We start from the raw sequence: 20,886 nt of genomic DNA, 5'->3' as shown, positions 1-20,886 counted from the left end.
TAAGGTTTGATTTTAACAATTAAACCTATGCCCAAAATCTTTTCACTATCAAATTCTTCGCTTTTTCTGATTGCTACTTTTGCTTTTTCTTGTCAAAAAAACACTGAAGACCTGCGAATTAAAAGCTTGACCAAAGAGGAAGTTCAGATTCAAGTCAAAGCCATTGAGGCTCAGGTAACGCCTGTTCTGGAAGATGGATTAAAATTATCCCTATGGGGTGTGGATTCTCTTGTCTATGACCCAATTTCGATACAGGTTCTAGATAATGGAGATCTAATTTATTCAAGAACAAACCGTCAAAAGGATTCGGAATTTGACATTAGAGGTCATCAGCATTGGGAGATTCGATCGATATCACTCCAGAATATTGAGGACAAACGTGCTTTCCTTCGAAGTGAACTTTCTCCTGAAAGATCCTCTGAAAATACTTGGCTCGCCGACTTAAATGGAGATGGATCTCACGATTGGAGAGATATGACAGTTCAAAAAGAGGAAATCTATACCTTGAAAGATACCGATGGTGATGGATATGCCGACCAATCTCAAATAATCGTACAAGATTTTAATGATGAAGTCACAGATGTAGCAGGGGCAGTGATGATGGGAGAAGACGCACTTTTTGTTGGAGTTGGTCCGGATATGTGGCGATTAGTAGATAAAAATGGGGATGGATTGATGGATGAAAAAACATCGATTTCACATGGTTATGGAATCCATATTGGTTTTGGAGCTCATGGAATGTCAGGTTTGGAAATGGGACCGGATGGGCGTGTTTATTGGGGAATAGGGGACATAGGTTTTAATGGAACAGGTCCAGATGGAAAAGAATGGAAATACCCTAATAGAGGAGTTATAGCACGGGCGAATCCGGATGGAAGTGATTTTGAAATTTATGCGATGGGTGTTAGAAATACCCATGAATTCGTTTTTGATGCATACAACAATTTGATTTCTGTTGACAATGATGGTGATCATCCGGGTGAAAAAGAACGCCTGGTTTACCTCACCAATGGTTCAGACTCTGGTTGGAGAACTAATTGGCAATTTGGAAAATACCTCGACCCTGACAATAACCCTTACAAGGTATGGATGGATGAAAAACTTTTTCTTCCAAGATGGGAGGGGCAAGCGGCTTTTATTACACCCTGCATTCAAAACTATGTCTCTGGACCGACTGGTATGGTTTATAACCCAGGAACTGCGTTGGGTTCTAAGTGGAAAGACAGTTTTTTCGTAGTTGAGTTTGTAGGCAATCCTTCTCGATCAGGAATTCATGCTTTTCAACTTCAACAGAAAGGAGCAAGTTTTGAAATGACAAAAACTGAAAGAATTCTATCTGGTGTTTTGCCAACAGGATTAGATTTTGGACCAGATGGTGCATTGTATTTGGCTGATTGGATTGACGGATGGGGAACAAAAAATTATGGGAGAATCTGGAAGTTAGAGGAAGAGAATAGTGATTTAAAAGAAATTCAAGCAGAGACAGAACAGAAGTTAAAATCAGACTTTAAAAAGTTAAGTTCTGCTAATCTAAAGAAAGAACTTTATCACCCTGATCTTAGAATCAGAAGAAAAGCTCAATTCGAACTAGCCAAAAGAGGAAATGGTGGAATGGAAATCTTTCAAGAAGTCATTGTCGATAAAAGTAATCAACTCGCAAGAATACATGCAATCGTAGGGATCAGTCAATTAGCGAGAATGAATGACATTAGTCATGCTGATGCGTTGGTCCCTTTGTTGGAAGACTCAGATTCTGAAATCAAAGCTCAAGCTGCAAAGTGGCTAGGAGATATCAGATATGACAATGCCTCAGAAAAATTAATTAAGAATCTTACTGATCCAAATCCAAGAGTTCAATTTTTCGCAGCTGAGGCTTTGGGTAGAACGGAAGACGCAAAAGCTATACAACCTTTAATTTCTTTAATTGAATCCAATAATGATGAGGATGCTTATCTCCGACATGCAGCTACACTAGCCTTGGCCCGAATCGGGAAAGTCGAGCCTCTTGCAAGCTTGTTTTCCCATCCATCCAAGGCTGTTAGACTTGGGGCAGTTATTGCGCTAAGGAGATTGGAATCTCCTGAATTAGCCCGTTTTCTAAGCGATTCTGATGAATTCATTGTCACTGAAACCGCACGAGCGATTCATGACGATTTTTCAGTCCCTGAAGCTTTACCAAATTTGGCCAAATTAGTCGCTATGACGACTTTTAGAAATGAACCCTTGGTAAGAAGAATAATCAGCGCAAATCAAAGAATAGGTAATGAAGAGAATTTGACAGATTTGCTACAGTTTATAAACAAAAATGATGTGCCATTGACACTTCAGGAAGAAGCCATCGCTGCAGTAGGAACTTGGTCTAAACCATCTTTGGTAGATCGGGTAGATGGAAGATATCGTGGAGAAGTAACTCGAGATCCTGTGCTGATTCGCGAAATTTCAAAAAATGATCTAGTTGCCCAGCTCAACTCAAGAGAGCCAGGTATTCGGCTTGAATCTGCAAAAGCACTTGGTAAACTCAAAGTTTTGGATGCTGATCAAGCACTATTTACCAAGTTGAAAAATGATCCCTCTTCTATAGTAAAGGTGGAATCGCTGAATTCACTTAAGGCCATGAATTCTCCGATCTTAGGACAGGCTATTACGCAGGCCATGAAAGACTCAGAACAGGCTGTTCGAGTGGCAGGGCTTTCTTATTTATCTGAGACAGACTTACCTAAAGACCAAAAGGTGGCTTTATTGAATGAAATAATCAATAAGCGAACTATCCCTGAAAAACAAACTGCTTTATTGACTTTAGGAGGTTTAGAAGGAAGTGGGGAATTGAAAGAATGGGAATTAATCTTAAGCAACTTCGAAAGTGGAAAACTTCCTGATGGCACATGGGTTGAATTGGAAGAAGCAGTCAAAAACACTGCTTCAAATTCATTAATGGAAAGGTTCACTACAATTTTAAACGCTAAGGCAAATGGAGAGGAGTGGAAAAAATACTCTGGAGCGTTAGCCGAAGGTAATGTAAGGCTTGGAAGAGGGATATTTTTTGAAAATCAAACCGCTCAGTGTATTCGATGTCATGCCTACGATGATATGGGTGGAAATGCAGGACCAAGTCTTTCTGGCATCGCTAATACCTTGAGTAGAGAAGAACTTTTGATTGCACTTGTCGAGCCTAGCAAGCGTCTGTCGCCTGGTTATGGAACAATTGCTTTAGAACTCAATTCTGGCGAAAAAATAAGTGGGATGCTAATGGAGGACTCTGATCAATCTGTTGTAGTAAAAATAGGCTCAGAACCCGAACGAAAAATCCAAAAGTCAGATGTCAAAGAATCAAAAATGGCCATGTCAAGTATGCCTCCGATGGGTACTCTTTTGACTAAAAGAGAACTTCGAGACCTGGTTAGTTTCTTAAGTACTTTGACTAGAGAATAAGAATGAAAAAATTCTTTTTTTGGGTGATTGGCATCATATTTTTGATGCTGATCGCCCTTTCTTTTGGATTAATCCTGATCGGTAAAAACCAGCTTCATGATTCTGATATTCCCCAGCGGAAAAGCTTATTCATGAGTGAACAACCTCAAAAGGTTCTGGCTTTTTTCCCACATCCAGATGATGAAGTGGCAGTTTCAGGGACACTTATGAATCTTTTGGAAAATGGAAATGAGGTTTATTTAGTCACCTTGACAAAAGGAGAAGCGGGAAATTCCAACGCTGAACACACAAAATCTGAACTTGCTGAATTACGCACGTTAGAAATGGAGCGATCCGCAGAATTAATTGGAGTGACTCAATTGAACCTCTTAAACTATCCTGATAGCGGTTTAGAAAATATTGGGCTTGACAGTTTAAAGGAAATAGCTTTAGACTGGATAGAGAAGATTAATCCGGATATACTAGTTTCTTATGATAGTAAAGTCGGACTATACGGTCATCCCGATCACCGATTAAGTGGACTAGCGTTAGAACAAGTGTTTTTGGAAAAAAGAGGAAAGGAAAATTTTTCTCCTGTTAAACTTTTCCAAATAACTCTTTCCCCAAAACAGATTGAGGTGGCACTTCAACTTTCCTCCGGTTTTCAAAGGAACTATCCAAGAGATAGGGAAGAGGGATTACCAAAACCGGATTTTTCAGTTTATACCCAACCTTATTTTGACCGGGTTTTGGCAGTTATGAAATCCCACGAAACACAACAAGATGTTTTAAAGGATTTGATGCCCTATCACGATAAGATTCCTTCTTGGATTTATTCCAGGATTTTTGATCGAGAGTATTTTCATGAAGTGAAATAAGATATTCTCATTAGGTGAGATAACTTCCATCGGAAAGTATATCCACGAAAAAACGATCATTTCTAATTGATTTTACTCATAATTGATTTGACTCAACCTGAGTTTATTTCTAGTATCAGTAATTCGATTTTTCCTAGGCTGGGTTTGATTCTTTCTAAATTGATCGCTAACACTTCGTCTTGCCAAGGCTTTAAAAAAAGAGATTTACCCTTAATTTAGTGGAAATATGTTTTTTATAGGGCTAGATAATATTATTCAACGCAGCGATTTCAAAGAGTATAATTTGATTTAATCTCTAAAACATTCCGCTTAAAATGATGACGATACGGTCAATCCATTACTAAGCTATTCTTCCTTCTTTTGGCTTGGCCCGAAAGAAGCAAAAGTCCAAGACATGGAAATGCTTCTCCCCACATGCCACCGCCGGCCCGCTTCCATGTCCACCCCCGCGCCTTAAGGATGATATATTGCAGTAACCTTCGGTTGAGACATTCTATAAAAGAATTTGACGCAGGATATTCATAAAATGTCCAAAAGAATGTTTTTCAGGTTTTCTAATCAAAACCCTCTAGGCCGACTCCATTAAGTTTGTGGTAGTACCAAAAAAAGAAAAAGCCATCTCAAATTGAGATGGCTTTAGGTACTTTAAAGTGACGCTTGAAGATTAATTCAAGAACTCGTCAAAAGTCAAGCTTACGAAATACATCGTTCCAACAGTCGGGTTACCCCAAGCTTGTCGATAGCCATCGTTAAATAAGTTAGATCCACCAACTTTTAAGATTGACTTCAAGCTCTTTAGCTTATAGCTTACTTGAGCGTCAAATGTACCGAATGCCGGCATTACTGAAAGTTGCTGAGTAGACACTGAAGGACCTACGAAAGAAGACTGCCAAACAAATTCGCCTTGCCATCTGTAAGCCACTGCAAAGCCTAGATTTTTGACTACTTCTCTGTTTGCAAAATTCAATACATATCTATATTCAGGAGTATTGAAACTTGGCTGGAAACCAGTTTCAGCTAATTCTTCCAAATTTGTCAAAGTATTGAAGGAAACATTACCTCCAATCGTATAATTCTTTGGCAATTTATAATCCAAACCTAAAGCCCAACCCCAAGACTTAATAGTCTCAGTTCTATTTGTTGGAAGGGAATAAACGTTTCTAGCAGCGGGATTTGATTGTGTAGGTGCTGGCTGAACAATTACTTGACCACCAATGAAATTCTCAAATCTATTATTGTAATAATATGCATCTACTAAAAATTTATTTCCCCATAGAGCCTTATATCCAAATTCTATAGATTTAACTGTCTCAGGCTTAAATTCGGTGAATTGATATGGATTTGTAAAGTTCCCAGAAAGGGCGTCTTGAAGTGTGAAAACTGGTCCAGTTGTCAAATTATATCTATCTCTAAACAAAGGAAGACCACCAATTAATCTTGCTTGAGGAGTTACTAGATCAATGTACTGATCCTGAGTAGTTGGAATTCTAAATCCAGTCTGATAAGAAGCTCTAATATTGTGATTCCCTTGAGTAAACACTCCAGATACTCTTGGAGACCACTGACCTGCAAAGTTCTCATTCTTATCATAACGAGCAGAAGCTGTTAATTTGAATTTATCATTGAAAAGCTTCTTTGAACCCTGAACATATCCACCATATTCAGCAATAGTAAATTCATCCCCATTCTCATCTGTTGCAAATAGTGTTTTTTCAGAATTCAGTTGATAAATTCTATAATTAGCACCTACTATAAATTCTGCAAATTTAATTTGATCAGATAGGTTGTAAGAACCTTCAAAGTGATACAAGTTTGTTTTATCTACAAACTGAGCTCCTACACCATTGGCATCTCCTGGAATTGGCCTACTTGTTACACCTGCCAAAGCTTGGTTAAACTGAGGTGTTCCAGGCTCTAATCTTCCATCGTCCGCGATCCCTCTAGCAAAACTATGAGCTGCTGTGGGATCTGCACCTTGTAAAATTGCTCCTGCATAAGCTCCTACATATTGTGGAAACCAGGTTGTGCTTGGTTTCCAAGCTTCGTTAATTCCCTGAGCGGCGATACCAACAGCAAAAGCATCACCTGATCGCTCTTGAGTAGTATAAGCTCTTACATACCAGTTTGAACCTCTCAATTCTGCTTTGTACTGTCCAAGTTTGAAATTCGCAATCGAATACCTGTCAGCTCCTGTATAAACTGTAGTACCAAAACCGTAATTACCCTGAAGAATAGCTTCTACTCTGTCATTTAATCTCCAATGAATGGCAGCATTTAATTTCAAAGATTTCGTACCATAATCTGCAAGATCTCTTTCTGCATATCCAGTTCTTGAAATAAATGTATTTGGAATAATACCAAGAGCAGCACTAGGCAAGAAGCCTGCATTAACTAAACCTTGGGCAATACTTTGCATATTTACGCTAGTTTCATCTCCGTAAATATTCACTCCATTGAATCCAGGATTATTTTCTCTTGTACCACCTGCAATTGATGAACCGTTTAGAAGAGACTGATCTCTAAAGTCATTTGCTTGCCAATCATCAGCTTCTAAATATTGTACGTTAACTTTGAATGCAACTTTATCGCTAAAAGCTTTTGCATAACGAGCTGAGAAATCATAGAATCCAGTCGTAGGAGTACTTCTTCCTGATTCATCCATGATACCTGTTCTAACGCTAGCTGACAATCCCTGATATTGGAATGGGTTTTTGGAATTCATCAATAGAATACCATTGATAGCGTTTGGACCATAAAGAGCTGAAGAAGCACCAGGAAGTAATTCTACACTTTCAAGATCCAGTTCAGAAATACCTACGATATTACCTACTGCGAAATTCAAACCAGGAGCCTGGTTATCCATTCCGTCAATCATTTGAACGGTTCTTACGTTGCCATTGGCGTTGAAACCTCTCGTGTTGAAAGACTTAAATGTCAACGACTGCGTACTCATTTCTACTCCCTTAAGATTATTCAAGGCGTCATAGAAACTCGCTTGAGGAGCATCTCGAATCGCAATAATATCCATTTTCTCAATGGAAACAGGCGATTGCAAAACTCCTTCCTCAACTCTAGAAGCCGACACAACCACTTCTTGACCTAAAATGGAGGTTTCTGTCAAAGCCATGTCAAGGGTAGTCATTCCATTTGTAATCTCTACTTCCTTGGTATTGTAACCTACCATAGAAAAGACCAAAGTAAAAGGAGGCTCCTGATTTACACTTAGCGTGTATTTTCCGGATAAATCCGTAATAGTTCCTATCACTTTTCCTTTTACCAAGATATTTACCCCCACTAGGGTTTCTTTTGTCTCAGCATCGATAATTGTTCCTTTTACCACGGTTTGTCCAAATGCTTGTACCGATATTAAGGAAACTAGAAGGGTGAACAGGAATACCGAACCCTTCATTCTTGAAGTAATGTAGCTCATAGGCATACTTTTATTTAGGGATTTATTTGATAATTGATTGGGTGTAATTGTCCGAAATTTAGCCTAATTAGCGAATAAAAAAATATTTGAACCCAAATTTTAATCACAAAACTAAAATCTAAAAATAATCTAATTTTGGAAACTGAGGTAGTTTATTGTTGATTTTCAATTTTTTAGGGCGTGCAATTGGTTATACTAGAATGAATCTGCTACTTTTTTATAAAATTGAAAAATGAATGTTTTTTACTGAAGAATTTACCATAAAAAAAAAACCTGATTGTCATCAGGTTTTTTTGATCTTAATCAAAAGTATCATTTTTTACTATTCTCTTCATTTACATGTCTTACGAGACGATCGCAAAGATCTTTCATCTCTTCTGACATGTACTCATCACCTGTACTGTTCAAGATAGTTTGGGCCATTCCTCCAAGAATATCAATATAAAATCGCTTCATCTCTGCCACGGACATTTCTTCAGTCCAAAGGTCAATTCTGAGTGTACTATGATTCAAATTGTCCCAAACATTCAAACTGATGCTTTTTGTGGACTCTAAACCTTCGCCTTCTTTGTCTGAAGCATCCCATCGAATGGCTTTTGGTAAACTATTTTCGTCTAGTTCTACCTGAAAATGGATATCTGATTTTTTCATTCAATTTATGTTAACTCTCTTTTTACTCTGATTTCAAAATTATTCAGCAAACTCCAAGAATGTTCTTTCAGTTCATTTTAATCGAAAATCATCTCTGGAATTTCTCCCTCAATGATCAATTTACCAGCTGTTTTTGACTTTATTTCCTCAACTGAAACTCCAGGTGCCCGCTCTTTTAGTAAGAAACCGCCTTCAGGCAAGACTTCCAATACCGCCAAATCCGAGACTATTTTTTTGACACATCGAATTCCTGTGATTGGTAAAGAGCAAGCTGGAAGCAATTTCGATTCACCGCTTTTTGAACAGTGCTGCATCGCAACTATAATATTGTCCGCTGAAGCTACCAGATCCATTGCGCCACCCATTCCTTTCACCATTTTTCCAGGGATTTTCCAGTTTGCGATGTCACCATTTTCAGATACTTCCATAGCTCCCAGAATCGTAAGATGCACATGACCACCTCTGATCATGGCAAAAGACTCGGCAGAATTGAAAAGGGCTGACCCTTTTGCCAAAGTTATAGTTTGTTTACCTGCATTTATTAAGTCAGGATCTACTTCAGCTTCAGTTGGGAAGGGGCCAATTCCCAAAAGTCCATTTTCAGATTGGAGCACTACGTCCAAATCTTCCGGGATATAGTTTGCCACCAAAGTGGGAATACCAATTCCAAGATTGATGTATTGCCCATTTTTTACCTCTTTGGCGATTCGCTGTGCGATTTGATCTTTAGTTAGCATAGTGGGTTTATTTGGAAATGGTTCGCTGTTCGATTCTTTTTTCATAATTAACCCCTTGGAATATCCTTTGAACGTAAATTCCAGGCGTATGAATTTCATTGGGATCCAGCTCCCCGGCCGGTACAAGTTCTTCTACCTCTGCAATACAGATTTTTCCCGCAGTAGCCATAATTGGGTTAAAATTTCTGGCTGTTCCTTTATAAATCAGGTTTCCAGCAGTATCACCTTTCCAGGCTTTTACAATAGAAAAATCAGCTTTAAGCCAATTTTCCATCAAATATGTTTTCCCCTCAAATACCCTTGTTTCTTTTCCTTCAGCTACTTCCGTCCCGACACCTGCAGGAGTAAAGAAAGCAGGAATACCTGCACCACCAGCTCTGACACGTTCTGCCAAAGTCCCCTGTGGGATTAAATCTACTTCTAGCTCACCGTTTAACAATTGCCTTTCAAACTCTGCATTTTCGCCTACATAACTTGAAATCATTTTCTTAACCATCCGCTTTTTAAGCAATAGTCCTATTCCAAAATCATCTACACCTGCGTTATTTGACACAATTGTCAGTCCGTTGATGTCTCGCTCTAACAATGCTGAAATACAGTTTTCGGGTATACCCGATAGGCCAAAACCTCCCATCATAAGCATGCAATTACTTGGAATATCAGCCACTGCGACTTGGGCATTTTTTACAGTTTTATCAATCATATATTTGGGTTTAAAGCAATTTTTTAGCGTTTACTTGATCCAGACTTAACTGAGCTTTCAAGGCTTCCAATCCTTCAAATTTTCGCTCTTCTCTTAAGAATGCCTTGAAATATATAGTGATCTGTTTATCATACAAATCACCTTGAAAATCGAACAAATGAGCTTCAACAGTTTTTTTATGACCATCTACAGTTGGTCTATTTCCGATATTGAGCATGGCTTTGTAAATTTTTTCATTTACCATTGCCTCTACAGCATAAACACCGTCTTTGGGGATTAGTTTGTAATCATTGGGGATGTGGATATTTGCTGTTGGAAATCCAATTGATCTACCAATCTGTTGTCCTTTTATTACCAAACCATTTAATTCATAGGGCCTCCCCAAATAATTAATAGCAGTAATCACATCTCCAGCCTCCAGTGCTTTTCTTATTTTGGTGCTTGAAACACCAATATCATCCACATCCTGACGGGATATTTCCTCCAATTCAAATCCAAATTTGGAATGATTCGCTTGAAGATAGTCAAAGCTTCCTTCACGATTTTTGCCAAACCTATGATCATATCCAATGACTAGTTTCTTGCATCGGATCTTATCCACTAATACGGTTTGAATAAATTCTTCTGAACTCAATTCAGAAAACTCCTTTGTAAAGGGAATAGAAACCAGATGATCAACACCAAACTGTCTGAGCAGCTTTGTCTTTTCCTCAAATGTGCTAAGAAGCCTAAGATTGTGTTCATTAGGAAAAAGAACCAATCTTGGATGAGGCCAAAAAGTAATTAAAACCGTTTCTCCATCAATACTTTTGGCAATTTCCCGAATCCGTTGTAAGATTTTTTGATGACCTAAATGAACTCCATCAAAAGTCCCACTGGTAACCACCGCATTTTTAAGCTTTGGAAAGTCAGCTAAGCCCTCATAGATTTTCATCAGATCTTAATTTGATTTCTTCGATAAGATTATCCAAATTCTTGCTTTCAGCTAAAGTGAATTCACCAATTCGAGTTCGACAAAGCGAACTCATGTAGGCACCAACTCCTAGTTTGTCTCCAAGATCCCGTGCTAGGCTTCGAATATAAGTCCCCTTTGAACAGACTATTCGAAATTCAACGGTAGGGTTTTCAAATCTGGTTATTTCAAACTCACTGACAGTAACCGGCCTTTGCTCCATCTTAACGTCAATGCCTTTTCTGGCAGATTCATATACCCGCTTTCCATCTACTTTAATTGCGGAATGCATGGGAGGAATCTGTAAAATATCCCCTGTAAGTTCTTTCACTGCAGCTTCTACATCACTCAATGAAATTCCAGCAGGATCAGCTACTTGAATTACTGGTTGTTCCAAATCAAATGAATCCGTTGTAGCTCCGATTTCAAAGGTTCCGGTATACTCTTTTTCCTGACCCATGAACGTATCAATCTGCTTGGTCATTTTGCCAGCGCAGACGATTAGAAGTCCCGTAGCTAAAGGATCCAAAGTACCAGCATGACCTACTTTTTTTATTTTTAGCGTATTTCTAACTTTTCGAACTACGTCAAAAGAAGTCCACTTAAAGGGCTTATCAATTAAAAATAACTCAGCGTATGGCTCTTGTTCCATCTATTTTGGAAGAAAAGGAAAACATCCTATTCTCCTTGAAATTCACGATAATTAATTAGAATCAGTTTTTGCGAAAATCGCATAGAATTCAAAAATAAATCCTGCCAAAGTCACAATGGGCCCAATTGTCAGACCAAGTATGCCATTGCCATGGGGCTCGCCGTCCAAACTAATCAGGACAAAACCCAAGATGATCATACCGATACCGATTAGCATCAGTTTATAATTTTTTCTAGAGAAAGGAAAAGAAGATTTGCTCATTATTAATAGAGTTCGTCCAAAGACATGTTCAAATATTTATTCACTGCACGCAAGGTACTCAGTACCGAGAGAATTCCACCTACCAAAATTAGTACACCAAACAATAGAAAAAGAAGGTTTTGATTCTGAAGCATTGCAAATCCTTCGATTGAGGATTGGGTATATTTAACTAAAAGGAATAAAATCAGTGAAGCAAAACCACCTGCTAGCATTCCGAAAATAATTGCTCTTGAAAGAAATGGTTTACGGATAAATCCTCTTGTAGCTCCAACCAATTGCATGGATCGAATCAAAAATCGCTGAGAAAATAGAGCCAATCGAATTGTATTATTGATGAGCATCACCACAGTGATAATTAAAATCAAAATAAAACCCCCAAGGACTAAGCTTACTTTGAGTAAATTCTTATTGATTGAATCCACAAGGTCAGTCATGTAAGAGACCTCAAATATTCCAGGGATTTCCTCCAACTCAGCCACGATTGCTTCCAGCTGTTCTCCAGTCTGGAATTCCTCCGCAATAGAAATCACGAAACTATCTCTCAGCGGATTGTCTTCTAAAAACTTGGTAAAATCTTCCCCAGTACTTTCAATAAAAGTAGCCGCAGCTTCTTCATCTGTCACAAAGCGTAAAGCCAGCGTATCTGCTTTCCTCAATATAAATGATCTATCGGCAAGGTTAGACTCGATAGCTTTGATTTCGCTTTCCTCTAAATTTTTATCCAAAAAAACCTGCACCTCGATGTTTTCCCGAATAAGGCTAGTGAGTGTTTTTGCTTGAATCAAGATCACTCCGAAGAGTCCCACAATGAAAAGCGATAATGTAGTACTGAATAAAACACTTCCAAATTTGAAGTGCCCCAGCGTTTTTTTATTTCGTGGATGATTTGCCATAATTGATTTCTTCATTCAAAATTAACCTTCCCCAAGGATATTGCCAATCTTATTCTGTTAAAGGATTTGAATGATTTTTTTTCCAGTTACTCCAAAGATTTGATCGCCTGCTTTTGGAGTGATAAGAGCCAAACCTGTAAAATTCCCAAAAGCCGGAAGCGTAAGTTGATTTCCTCTCAAATGAAAAACCGGGATACGAACAGATTGTCTTGCCTTCCCAACCAATCTGATTCCTGGATGAATATGTCCACAAAGATTCAATTGATCGACCGGAACACTTTCAAGTGGTTCGTGCGAAAGCAACAAATCACCCAATGCCAGAGGTTCTAGATGAATCTCAAAAGATGATCGAGTATAGGCAATAGGGGAGAGTACGTCATGATTCCCTTTGATCAGATGAAATTTTGTTTCCGTAAAATTCTTTAAAAACTGATTCAGGACTTCCCATTGCTCATTCCAATCACTATGGAATAAATCCCCTAGAAAGTAAAAATCTTTGGGTTGGTGCTTTAAAATCAGGTTTGCAATTTGGTTTAAATCTTCCTGATGAATGGGCTCAGGTATCGGAATTCCTGATTTTCTGAAATGGGCTGCTTTCCCAAAATGCAAGTCGGCAAGGAAAATTGCTGATAGATTTGGTTCCCAAATTGCTTTTTCCGGAAGTAATTTAAGGGGATGATTTTTATATATTATATCCGAAATCATTAAATTTATAACCTTAGGACTTATCGTAATTAAATCCAAAGCTAGTTCAATAAGTATTTTATGAGATCAATTTTTATCAAAATTTGTCAACTTACTTCGGTAATTGTTCTTTTTACCACTATTCTTTCCTCGTCAGTTCTGGCACAAAGTGAAGGAGCTATTTTAGGAACTTGGTTCAATACGGAGAAATCAGCTAAAATCGAAATTATCCAAAACGGTTCTGAATTTATGGGAAAAATCATCTGGCTTGAGCCAGAAGGAAATGGTTCGGAAACTATTCTTGATAGTGAAAATTCCGATCCTAAACTTCGTAAAAGACCAATAATGGGACTGACAATTCTTCAAGGATTAAAATATGGCAATGGAATCTGGAAGGATGGAAAAATCTACGATCCTGAATCAGGTAAAACTTACTCCTGTGAATTAAAATTGAAGAACAATAAGGTATTGGAGGTCAAAGGATACCTTGGGTTTTCATGGGTAGGTAGGACTGTGGAATGGACTAAAGCAAACTAGGAAAGCTAAATAAAATCTTCCTATTGCTGTAAATAAAATGACTTTAGGATATAGGCCAACTGCTCAAACTCGATCAGAAAAGCATCATGACCTGCTGTAGATTGGATTTCCTTATAAGTCCCCCGTTTTACATTTTTGGATATAAATTGAGATTCTGAAGCCAAGAAAAGCAAATCGGAATCTACTCCAACTGTCAATACATTAGCTTCAATTTCTTGTAATGCAGATTCTAAACTCTCCCTTTCCCTACTTAAATCATGACTATCCATTGTCTTACTTAATGTCCAATAAGACAATGCATTAAAACGATTAGAGAGTTTACGCCCTTGGTATCTTAAATAGCTTGCTGCCTTGAAATCATCAAGCTTTGAATACGTTTCTTGCTGTTTTCTGCTGATGTCTTCCGGGTGTCTATAGCTAAGCATTGCTATTGCTCTCGCTGTCTCTAAACCTTTTTTTCCGGCGTTTTCGTCTTCATTTCCCCAAGAACAATCTGACTCAATTGCCATACGTTGTGTTTCATTGAATCCAATTACCCACGGGGATGACTTCGCTGTGGATGCCAGAATTATGGCATTAGATAATTTCCCTCCCAGAATAATAGCCCATTCCAATCCTACCTGACCTCCAAGTGACCCACCAATCAAAGTATTGATTTGAGTAATTCCTAAATGAGTTCGCAAACACTCCAAGGCATTTGCCTGATCTCGAGTAGTTAATTGTGGGAAATCATAATAGTATGGTTTTCCTGAATTAGGATTTTCACTTAGTGGATTTGTGGAACCATAACAGGAACCAATCAAATTCGCACATATGACGAAGTGGGTACTAGGGTCAAAGAATTTATCCTCCCCAATAAGCCCGTTCCACCAATCTGTCACATTACTATCACCCGTCAATGCATGAATCACCCATACCACATTGGATTTACTTGCATTCATTTGGCCATAAGTAGTGTAAAACAACTCGAATTCGGGGAGGCTTTCCCCGGATTCGAGTGATAAAGAAGAATTAGAATGAAACAAACCTTGAATCATAGAAATAGATGCGTATTCACTTTTGAGGTTCATTTATAAATTTAAAGTTTATCAAAAGCCTGTTGAAGATCATCTTTAATATCCTCAATATGCTCTATCCCACATGAAATTCTTAACAAATTTGGAGTAACTCCAGATGCCAATTGCTCCTCATCCGAAAGTTGCTGATGGGTGGTAGCTGATGGCTGAATGATCAATGTTTTTGCATCTCCTACATTTGCCAAATGAGAAATCAGCTTTAGGTTATTGATCAATGAAGAGGTAGCCTCTTTATCTCCTTTGATTTCAAAACTCAATACTCCGCCAAACCCGTTTTTCAAATATTTTTTAGCCACTTGATGATAAGGCGATGATTCCAGTCCAGGATAGTTTACTTTTTGAACTTTGGGATGTGATTCAAGCCATTTTGCAAGTGCAAGTGCATTGTCAACCGTTCTTTGGACTCGAAGCGAGAGCGTTTCTACGCCTTGCAAAAGCTGAAAGGAATTAAAAGGGCTGATCGCTGGGCCGAAATCTCGGAGTCCTTCTACTCTTGCTCTGATAGCAAAAGCAATGTTAGGTAGGCCAAGAGGGTTGTTCTCTCCAAATACTTCCCAAAAATTAAGGCCGTGATAACCTTCAGATGGCTCAGAAAATTGCTTGAATTTGCCGTTCCCCCAATTGAAATTTCCACCATCAACAATGATTCCACCAATAGATGTCCCGTGGCCTCCAATCCACTTTGTGGCTGAGCTAGTTACAATATTAGCTCCATGAGCTAGCGGTTGGAATAAATATCCGCCAGCACCAAAGGTATTATCAACTACTAATGGAATGTCATGTTTTTTTGCCACGGCAGCGATTGCCTCAAAGTCTGGGACATTAAACTCAGGATTACCTATCGTTTCAATATATATAGCTTTAGTACGATCATCAATCAGGGCTTCAAAAGCTTCCGGTGAATGACCCTTGGCAAAACGAGCCTCGATTCCTATCCTCTTGAAAGCAACTTTAAATTGATTATAAGTCCCCCCATAGAGGTATGTAGTTGAGACCAAATTGTCTCCTGCCTCCAAAATATTATTTAAAGCTAGAAATTGGGCAGCTTGTCCCGAACTGGTGGCAACAGCCGCCACACCGCCTTCCAAAGCTGCAATTCGCTTTTCAAAAACATCGGTGGTGGGATTCATGATTCGGGTATAGATATTCCCAAACTCCTTCAGGCCAAAAAGATTTGCTCCGTGCTCAGCAGAATTGAATACGTATGAAGTAGTTTGATAAATAGGAACTGCTCTTGAGTTGGTAGTAGGATCGGGTTCCTGTCCAGCATGCAGCTGTAATGTTTCGAAACGATAGTTAGTTGACATGGTATAAAGGGATTTGATTTTAGAATATTGAAAACAAGATTTTAGATTGAAATAGTCTTAAGACTGAATCAAATGCATAAAAACAGCCGATAATTTATGATCGGGGAGAAATCGGGAAGAAAGAAATCTAGTGGTAAATCCAATGTGCATATTGCAAAGAATTTATAGTTCCAAATAAGAATAGCTTACCTGGCAGGAATTGGCACCTTGGACTTTCCAGGTTGCCAGAGGGTCATAGAGCCTGTCTCTCGCCTCTTCTTTATAAATCCCAGCACAAAAAGTGAAAGGACTCCGCAAATAAAAGCAGGAGTCCTTTCAAATCAAAATTTTTTAATCAGAAAGATGAGAAATTACTTTTTCGAACTATTAAAAAATGAATAATAATTGAAATTTAAACATAGATAATATCCATTTTAAAAATTAATTATTTGTATTAATGTCTAATGACAGAATAATATATAACCCTATAATATTTGTGAAGAATTGTTTTCCCTTAAGTTAAAAGACCCATAATTGCCTTATCAATTTCTTCAAATCTAAATTGCCTAATTGCTAGATTCATTTTTTCTTGAATCTCCTTGAGATTTAAATTACCAATACTTCCTTCGTGCGTATGATTCAAATTAGTCTGGTCTGGTGTAAAATCCCCCTTTTCTATATCAAGGCCTACCTTTTTATAGGCATCACGAAATGGGATACCTTTTAATACCAGTTCATTGACTACTTCCACTGAGAAGAGGTGCTTATAGAATGGATCTAAGAGAATATTTTCCCTGATTCGGATGGATTTAAGCATAAAGGTACTCATCTCAAGACAAGACTTCAACGAGGCTATTCCTGGAAAAATTTCTTCTTTAAGTAATTGCAAATCTCTGTGATACCCTGTAGTAGTATTGGTAAGTAGGAGATTTACAGTATTTGGAATAGCCTGAATTTGATTGGTTTTCGCACGAATCAATTCAAATACATCCGGATTTTTCTTGTGTGGCATAATGCTACTTCCAGTAGTGAGTTCATCCGGGAAAGAAACAAATGCAAAATGCTGATTCATGAAAACACAGACATCTGCAGCCATCCGATTCAAGGTTCCTGCTAAACCCGCCATTGCAAATGCGAGAGTACGCTCTGTCTTTCCTCTGCTATTTTGTGCATTAATGACATTGTGATGAAGATCTGCAAAGCCAAGCAACTCGGTAGTCATCGTACGATTTAATGGAAAACTTGAACCGTAGCCAGCTGCAGACCCCAAGGGATTCTTATTAGAAAGATCAAATGCAGCTTTGAGTAAGCCCAGATCTTCGCTTAATCCTTCTGCAATTGATCCAAACCAAAGTCCAAACGAAGACGGCATAGCTAGCTGAGTATGCGTGTAGCCAGGCATGAGATCATCTTTGTGCTTTTCTGCGAGTTTTAAAAGCAAATCGAATAATTCAGATGAATCATTGACTAATTCCCGTATGGCTGCTCGATAATATAATTTCAAATCCACCAAAACTTGATCGTTACGGCTTCTTCCACTGTGAAGCTTTTTTCCAACATCCCCAAAGCGCTCTGTAAGCAAAAATTCCACTTGAGAATGAACGTCTTCAACACCTTCTTCAATTTGGAATTCACCTCTTTCTATCTCGTAGTAAATATCCCGAAGTCCTTTTTGAAGAATTTGATTTTCTTCTTTCGTTAATAGTCCAATCATACTAAGCATCTCTGCATGGGCCATAGAACCCAAAACATCAAAGGGAGCAAGACTCAAATCAAATTCAGGATCTCTACCGATGGTGAATGATTCAACTTCTTTTTTACTTCCAGTATTTTTTTGCCAAAGTTTCATTTCAAATAGTATTATTAATCAAGTCAGAATAGGCTTCCAGGAGTTGGATATAGCCATTAATTCCTTCTTGAATTTCGTTCAAATAAATAAATTCATTTGCTGTATGCGATCTTGCTGAATCTCCAGGGCCCATTTTGATAGACGGGTAGGGGATTAATGCCTGATCGGATAGCGTTGGGCTTCCATAAGTTTTAAGCTTTAGATTTTCAATTAAACTCCAAGCAAAATGTTCCTTGGGAAGCCGTGAAGATTGGAGTCGCATTGATCTTGGCTTTAGTTCTGCTGCTAACTGATCCTTCAGCTCTTCTAGCGCCTCTTCAAGTGTGTAGGCATCGGTTACTCTGACATCCAAAACGAATTCACAGACATCAGGAACCACATTATGTTGCTGTCCGGCATGTATTACCGTTGCGGAAACTTTAGATTTACCCAAAAACTCCGAGCCTCTTGAAAATTCAAAAGATTTGATTTTTTGAAGATCATCCAAAGCCAAATAAATCGCATTTTCTCCTTCTTCTCTTGCTGCATGTCCAGCTTTTCCAAAAGTTTTAGCATCAATAACCATTAGTCCTTTTTCAGCTACTGCCACAGCCATTTCTGTAGGTTCACCAACAATAGCAAGGTCACAGGGTGGTAATTGACTTATGATTGAAGCAATACCATCTTTTCCGGAAATCTCTTCTTCTGCCGAAGCAATCATGACCAAGTTGAAAGGAAGGTCTATACCTAAAAAATGAATAAAGGCTGAAAGTAGGCAAACCAGTGAAGCTCCTGCATCATTACTTCCAAGCCCGAAAAGTTTATTGTCTTTAATTAAGGGTTGAAAAGGATCAATGGTATAACCTGAATTAGGCTTGACTGTGTCATGATGTGAATTCAACCAAACAGTTGATTTATTTCGATCAAAAGGTGCAGCAAAAGCCCAAACATTATTTCCGGATCGTTCTACTACACATCCTCTTTCAATCAGGAAATCCTCAATAATCCCAGAGGTATGTTTTTCTTCCCGCGAAAAAGATGGCGTAGCGATCAGTTCAGATAGGAGAGAGACTGCTTCTTTATGCAGGATTGGATGATTTTTCAATTTTGTAAATTAGTAAAGGTCATATCGCTGCTGCTCGATGATGGTTCCGGATAGCTTACCCTTGGCAGCTAGATGCAGATTTTCAGCTTTTCCAATCCAGACATAATTAACACCTTTTCGGAGTGCCTCAAAGGCATTATCCAACTTTGGGATCATTCCGGAGTGGATCACCTTTTCCTTCTTCAGTTCTTTGTAGATATCCTCGTTTATCAATGGAATGATAGAATTCTCGTTCTTTTCGTCTATTAAAACTCCACTTTTATTAAAGCAAAAGTACAAGTTGACCTGGTGATCCACCGCCAGACTTGTCGCTAAAGCTGAAGCAATACTATCAGCGTTAGTATTGAGTAATTGACCTTTTCCATCATGGGTGATTGCATTAATCACAGGCAATAAATCACCCGAAAGTAAATGATCAATCAGAGTAGTATTAACCTCTTGAATATCACCTACAAAACCATAATCAATTTCTTTGACTGGACGTTTTTTTGACCGTATAATATTACCATCAGCTCCTGTCATACCAATCGCATTTACATGTAGGGCCTGAAGCTTTGCAACAATATTTTTATTAATCAAGCCAGCATATACCATGGTGACCACGTCCAACGTGTCTTTATCCGTAATTCTTCTTCCGTCTACCATTTCAGGCATTACACCTAAGGATTCTCCAAATCTGGATGCCATGATCCCACCACCATGAACAAGAATCTTGTGGCCGGGAAACTTGGCAAAAAGCACTAAAAACTCTTCCAGCTTCTCAGGATAATCAATTACGTTTCCTCCGATTTTAATAATACTGATTTTCATGACTGAACTATTTTACTGGTCTAAGAGAAAACTGATTGCCGCCTGAGCAGCAAAAATTCTGTTTTTAGCCTGTTCTTGTACAAGTGAGCGATGACCGTCTAGAATTTCATCTGAGAGTTCCACATTTCTTCTTACAGGCAGGCAGTGCATCACTTTCGCATTTGGCGCATTTTTCAAATGGGATTCTGTAAGCATCCAGTTTGGATCTGTCTGTAGAATCTTTCCATAATCGTTAAAAGAAGACCAATTCTTAACATACACAAAGTCCGCATTTTCAAGAGCTGTCTTCAGGTTGTACTCTATTTTTGCCCCTCTGGTAAATTGCTCATCAAGTTCGTACCCTTCAGGGTGTGTTATAGTCAAATCATGATTCATCCCTAAAGTCCACTCAGCAAAACTGTTGGCTACTGCATGCGGAATTGCTTTGATATGGGGAGCCCAAGTGAGGACTATTTTTGGTTTCTTTTCTCCTTTAGTTTGCTCTTGTATCGTAATTTGATCGGCTAAGCTTTGCAAGGGATGACGAATTGCAGACTCAAGGCTAATTACAGGCTTCCCAGAATATTTCACGAACTGATTAAATACGAAATCATTGATATCTTCTTCTCTGTTAGTTAAAGAAGGAAAAGCCCGAATAGCTAAAATATCAAAATAAGAACCAAGTACAGCCGCTGCATCTTTGATGTGCTCAACAGTACCCTTATTCATAATAGCCCCCTCATTCATTTCCAGTGCCCAACCTTCTTTATCCATATTGAGGACAATAGGTTCTAATCCCAAATTCAAGGCGGCCAACTGAGTGCTGACACGTGTTCTCAGTGAGGGGTTAAGAAAAATACATCCAATTCGTTTTCCTTTTCCTTTCTGCTGATCAAGAGCTGGATTTGATTTGTACTTTAATGCCAAATCAATCAACTGAGTACCTAATTCAAAAGATTCAAATTTTGTAAAATGTGAGACTGGCTTAATAATATTTGGCATTTAATTCAAATTGA

The 20,886-nt window shown here is 38.4% G+C and carries 18 protein-coding genes and 1 riboswitch; of the genes, 3 read left to right on the top strand and 15 right to left on the bottom strand.

What is annotated here, in order from left to right; genetic code table 11:
- Positions 1–27 precede the first annotated feature (27 nt).
- Together BVC88_RS13915 and BVC88_RS13910 are read left to right on the top strand one after the other, a co-directional pair.
- Positions 28–3,429 carry a HEAT repeat domain-containing protein gene (locus BVC88_RS13915; RefSeq protein WP_075351308.1) on the top strand — a complete coding sequence of 1,134 codons (3,402 nt, stop codon included), beginning with the start codon at positions 28–30 and terminating at the stop codon, positions 3,427–3,429.
- Positions 3,430–3,431: 2 nt separating this feature from the next.
- Positions 3,432–4,286: a PIG-L deacetylase family protein gene (locus BVC88_RS13910; protein WP_075351307.1), complete on the top strand. Its 855-nt coding sequence runs from the start codon at positions 3,432–3,434 to the stop codon at positions 4,284–4,286.
- 664 nt (positions 4,287–4,950) lie between these two features.
- Here the strand turns inward: BVC88_RS13910 and BVC88_RS13905 are convergent.
- The 9 genes from BVC88_RS13905 to pdeM all read right to left on the bottom strand — a co-directional run bounded on the left by BVC88_RS13905 (position 4,951) and on the right by pdeM (position 13,270).
- The gene (locus BVC88_RS13905; protein ID WP_075351435.1) at positions 4,951–7,716 is read right to left on the bottom strand and encodes a TonB-dependent receptor; all 2,766 of its coding nucleotides are present in this window, start codon (positions 7,714–7,716) and stop codon (positions 4,951–4,953) included.
- A 312-nt stretch (positions 7,717–8,028) separates the two neighbouring features.
- Positions 8,029–8,367: a gliding motility protein GldC gene (gldC, locus tag BVC88_RS13900; RefSeq protein WP_075351306.1), complete on the bottom strand. Its 339-nt coding sequence runs from the start codon at positions 8,365–8,367 to the stop codon at positions 8,029–8,031.
- A 77-nt stretch (positions 8,368–8,444) separates the two neighbouring features.
- A complete protein-coding gene (locus tag BVC88_RS13895; RefSeq protein ID WP_075351434.1) occupies positions 8,445–9,104 on the bottom strand; it encodes a 3-oxoacid CoA-transferase subunit B in 660 nt (219 codons plus the stop codon).
- Positions 9,105–9,111: 7 nt separating this feature from the next.
- On the bottom strand, positions 9,112–9,807 hold the full coding sequence (locus tag BVC88_RS13890; RefSeq protein WP_075351305.1) for a CoA transferase subunit A: 696 nt from the start codon (positions 9,805–9,807) through the stop codon (positions 9,112–9,114).
- Positions 9,808–9,817: 10 nt separating this feature from the next.
- Complete coding sequence (locus BVC88_RS13885; RefSeq protein ID WP_075351304.1) at positions 9,818–10,741, bottom strand: bifunctional riboflavin kinase/FAD synthetase; 924 nt, start codon at positions 10,739–10,741, stop codon at positions 9,818–9,820.
- On the bottom strand, positions 10,728–11,411 hold the full coding sequence (gene truB, locus BVC88_RS13880) for a tRNA pseudouridine(55) synthase TruB (protein WP_075351303.1): 684 nt from the start codon (positions 11,409–11,411) through the stop codon (positions 10,728–10,730). Before truB ends, BVC88_RS13885 begins: the two co-directional genes overlap by 14 nt.
- A gap of 51 nt (positions 11,412–11,462) precedes the next feature.
- Positions 11,463–11,672 (bottom strand): DUF3098 domain-containing protein, encoded by a 210-nt coding sequence (locus tag BVC88_RS13875; RefSeq protein ID WP_075351302.1) that lies wholly within the window; start codon positions 11,670–11,672, stop codon positions 11,463–11,465.
- Positions 11,673–11,674: 2 nt separating this feature from the next.
- Positions 11,675–12,565, bottom strand: coding sequence for a cell division protein FtsX (locus BVC88_RS13870; RefSeq protein WP_075351301.1), 891 nt, complete (start codon positions 12,563–12,565; stop codon positions 11,675–11,677).
- Positions 12,566–12,622: 57 nt separating this feature from the next.
- The gene (gene pdeM, locus BVC88_RS13865) at positions 12,623–13,270 is read right to left on the bottom strand and encodes a ligase-associated DNA damage response endonuclease PdeM (RefSeq protein ID WP_075351300.1); all 648 of its coding nucleotides are present in this window, start codon (positions 13,268–13,270) and stop codon (positions 12,623–12,625) included.
- Positions 13,271–13,330: 60 nt separating this feature from the next.
- Here pdeM and BVC88_RS13860 point away from each other — a divergent pair, with 60 nt between their 5' ends.
- Positions 13,331–13,786 carry a DUF2147 domain-containing protein gene (locus tag BVC88_RS13860; RefSeq protein WP_075351299.1) on the top strand — a complete coding sequence of 152 codons (456 nt, stop codon included), beginning with the start codon at positions 13,331–13,333 and terminating at the stop codon, positions 13,784–13,786.
- A gap of 20 nt (positions 13,787–13,806) precedes the next feature.
- Here the strand turns inward: BVC88_RS13860 and BVC88_RS13855 are convergent, their stop codons facing one another.
- The 6 genes from BVC88_RS13855 to BVC88_RS13830 all read right to left on the bottom strand — a co-directional run bounded on the left by BVC88_RS13855 (position 13,807) and on the right by BVC88_RS13830 (position 20,872).
- Positions 13,807–14,856 (bottom strand): homoserine O-acetyltransferase family protein, encoded by a 1,050-nt coding sequence (locus tag BVC88_RS13855; RefSeq protein ID WP_075351298.1) that lies wholly within the window; start codon positions 14,854–14,856, stop codon positions 13,807–13,809.
- An 8-nt stretch (positions 14,857–14,864) separates the two neighbouring features.
- Entirely contained in the window at positions 14,865–16,169 is a 1,305-nt protein-coding gene (locus tag BVC88_RS13850) for an O-acetylhomoserine aminocarboxypropyltransferase/cysteine synthase family protein (protein WP_075351297.1), read from the bottom strand.
- A gap of 159 nt (positions 16,170–16,328) precedes the next feature.
- Positions 16,329–16,437: riboswitch (SAM riboswitch) on the bottom strand.
- Between the two features lie 225 nt (positions 16,438–16,662).
- A complete protein-coding gene (argH, locus tag BVC88_RS13845; protein WP_075351296.1) occupies positions 16,663–17,997 on the bottom strand; it encodes an argininosuccinate lyase in 1,335 nt (444 codons plus the stop codon).
- Position 17,998: 1 nt separating this feature from the next.
- Positions 17,999–19,081: a M20 family metallo-hydrolase gene (locus tag BVC88_RS13840; protein ID WP_075351295.1), complete on the bottom strand. Its 1,083-nt coding sequence runs from the start codon at positions 19,079–19,081 to the stop codon at positions 17,999–18,001.
- A gap of 9 nt (positions 19,082–19,090) precedes the next feature.
- Positions 19,091–19,891: an acetylglutamate kinase gene (gene argB, locus BVC88_RS13835; protein WP_075351294.1), complete on the bottom strand. Its 801-nt coding sequence runs from the start codon at positions 19,889–19,891 to the stop codon at positions 19,091–19,093.
- A 12-nt stretch (positions 19,892–19,903) separates the two neighbouring features.
- Entirely contained in the window at positions 19,904–20,872 is a 969-nt protein-coding gene (locus BVC88_RS13830) for a Rossmann-fold NAD(P)-binding domain-containing protein (RefSeq protein ID WP_075351293.1), read from the bottom strand.
- Between the last annotated feature and the right edge of the window lie 14 nt (positions 20,873–20,886).

The organism is Algoriphagus marinus (assembly GCF_001936475.1).
Lineage (GTDB): Bacteria > Bacteroidota > Bacteroidia > Cytophagales > Cyclobacteriaceae > Algoriphagus > Algoriphagus marinus.
Note: the sequence above shows the minus strand (reverse complement) of the source record. Positions and strands in the feature narration are given on the sequence as shown.

Coding starts and splice junctions, on each gene's coding strand:
- BVC88_RS13890 (WP_075351305.1), bottom strand. CDS start 9,807: ATGATTGATAAAACTGTAAAAAATGCCCAAGTCGCAGTGGCTGATATT.
- argB (WP_075351294.1), bottom strand. CDS start 19,891: ATGAAAATCAGTATTATTAAAATCGGAGGAAACGTAATTGATTATCCT.
- argH (WP_075351296.1), bottom strand. CDS start 17,997: ATGAAACTTTGGCAAAAAAATACTGGAAGTAAAAAAGAAGTTGAATCA.
- BVC88_RS13915 (WP_075351308.1), top strand. CDS start 28: ATGCCCAAAATCTTTTCACTATCAAATTCTTCGCTTTTTCTGATTGCT.
- BVC88_RS13870 (WP_075351301.1), bottom strand. CDS start 12,565: ATGGCAAATCATCCACGAAATAAAAAAACGCTGGGGCACTTCAAATTT.
- BVC88_RS13895 (WP_075351434.1), bottom strand. CDS start 9,104: ATGCTAACTAAAGATCAAATCGCACAGCGAATCGCCAAAGAGGTAAAA.
- BVC88_RS13885 (WP_075351304.1), bottom strand. CDS start 10,741: ATGAAAATCTATGAGGGCTTAGCTGACTTTCCAAAGCTTAAAAATGCG.
- BVC88_RS13855 (WP_075351298.1), bottom strand. CDS start 14,856: ATGAACCTCAAAAGTGAATACGCATCTATTTCTATGATTCAAGGTTTG.
- BVC88_RS13830 (WP_075351293.1), bottom strand. CDS start 20,872: ATGCCAAATATTATTAAGCCAGTCTCACATTTTACAAAATTTGAATCT.
- gldC (WP_075351306.1), bottom strand. CDS start 8,367: ATGAAAAAATCAGATATCCATTTTCAGGTAGAACTAGACGAAAATAGT.
- BVC88_RS13910 (WP_075351307.1), top strand. CDS start 3,432: ATGAAAAAATTCTTTTTTTGGGTGATTGGCATCATATTTTTGATGCTG.
- truB (WP_075351303.1), bottom strand. CDS start 11,411: ATGGAACAAGAGCCATACGCTGAGTTATTTTTAATTGATAAGCCCTTT.
- BVC88_RS13850 (WP_075351297.1), bottom strand. CDS start 16,169: ATGTCAACTAACTATCGTTTCGAAACATTACAGCTGCATGCTGGACAG.
- BVC88_RS13875 (WP_075351302.1), bottom strand. CDS start 11,672: ATGAGCAAATCTTCTTTTCCTTTCTCTAGAAAAAATTATAAACTGATG.
- BVC88_RS13905 (WP_075351435.1), bottom strand. CDS start 7,716: ATGAGCTACATTACTTCAAGAATGAAGGGTTCGGTATTCCTGTTCACC.
- pdeM (WP_075351300.1), bottom strand. CDS start 13,270: ATGATTTCGGATATAATATATAAAAATCATCCCCTTAAATTACTTCCG.
- BVC88_RS13860 (WP_075351299.1), top strand. CDS start 13,331: ATGAGATCAATTTTTATCAAAATTTGTCAACTTACTTCGGTAATTGTT.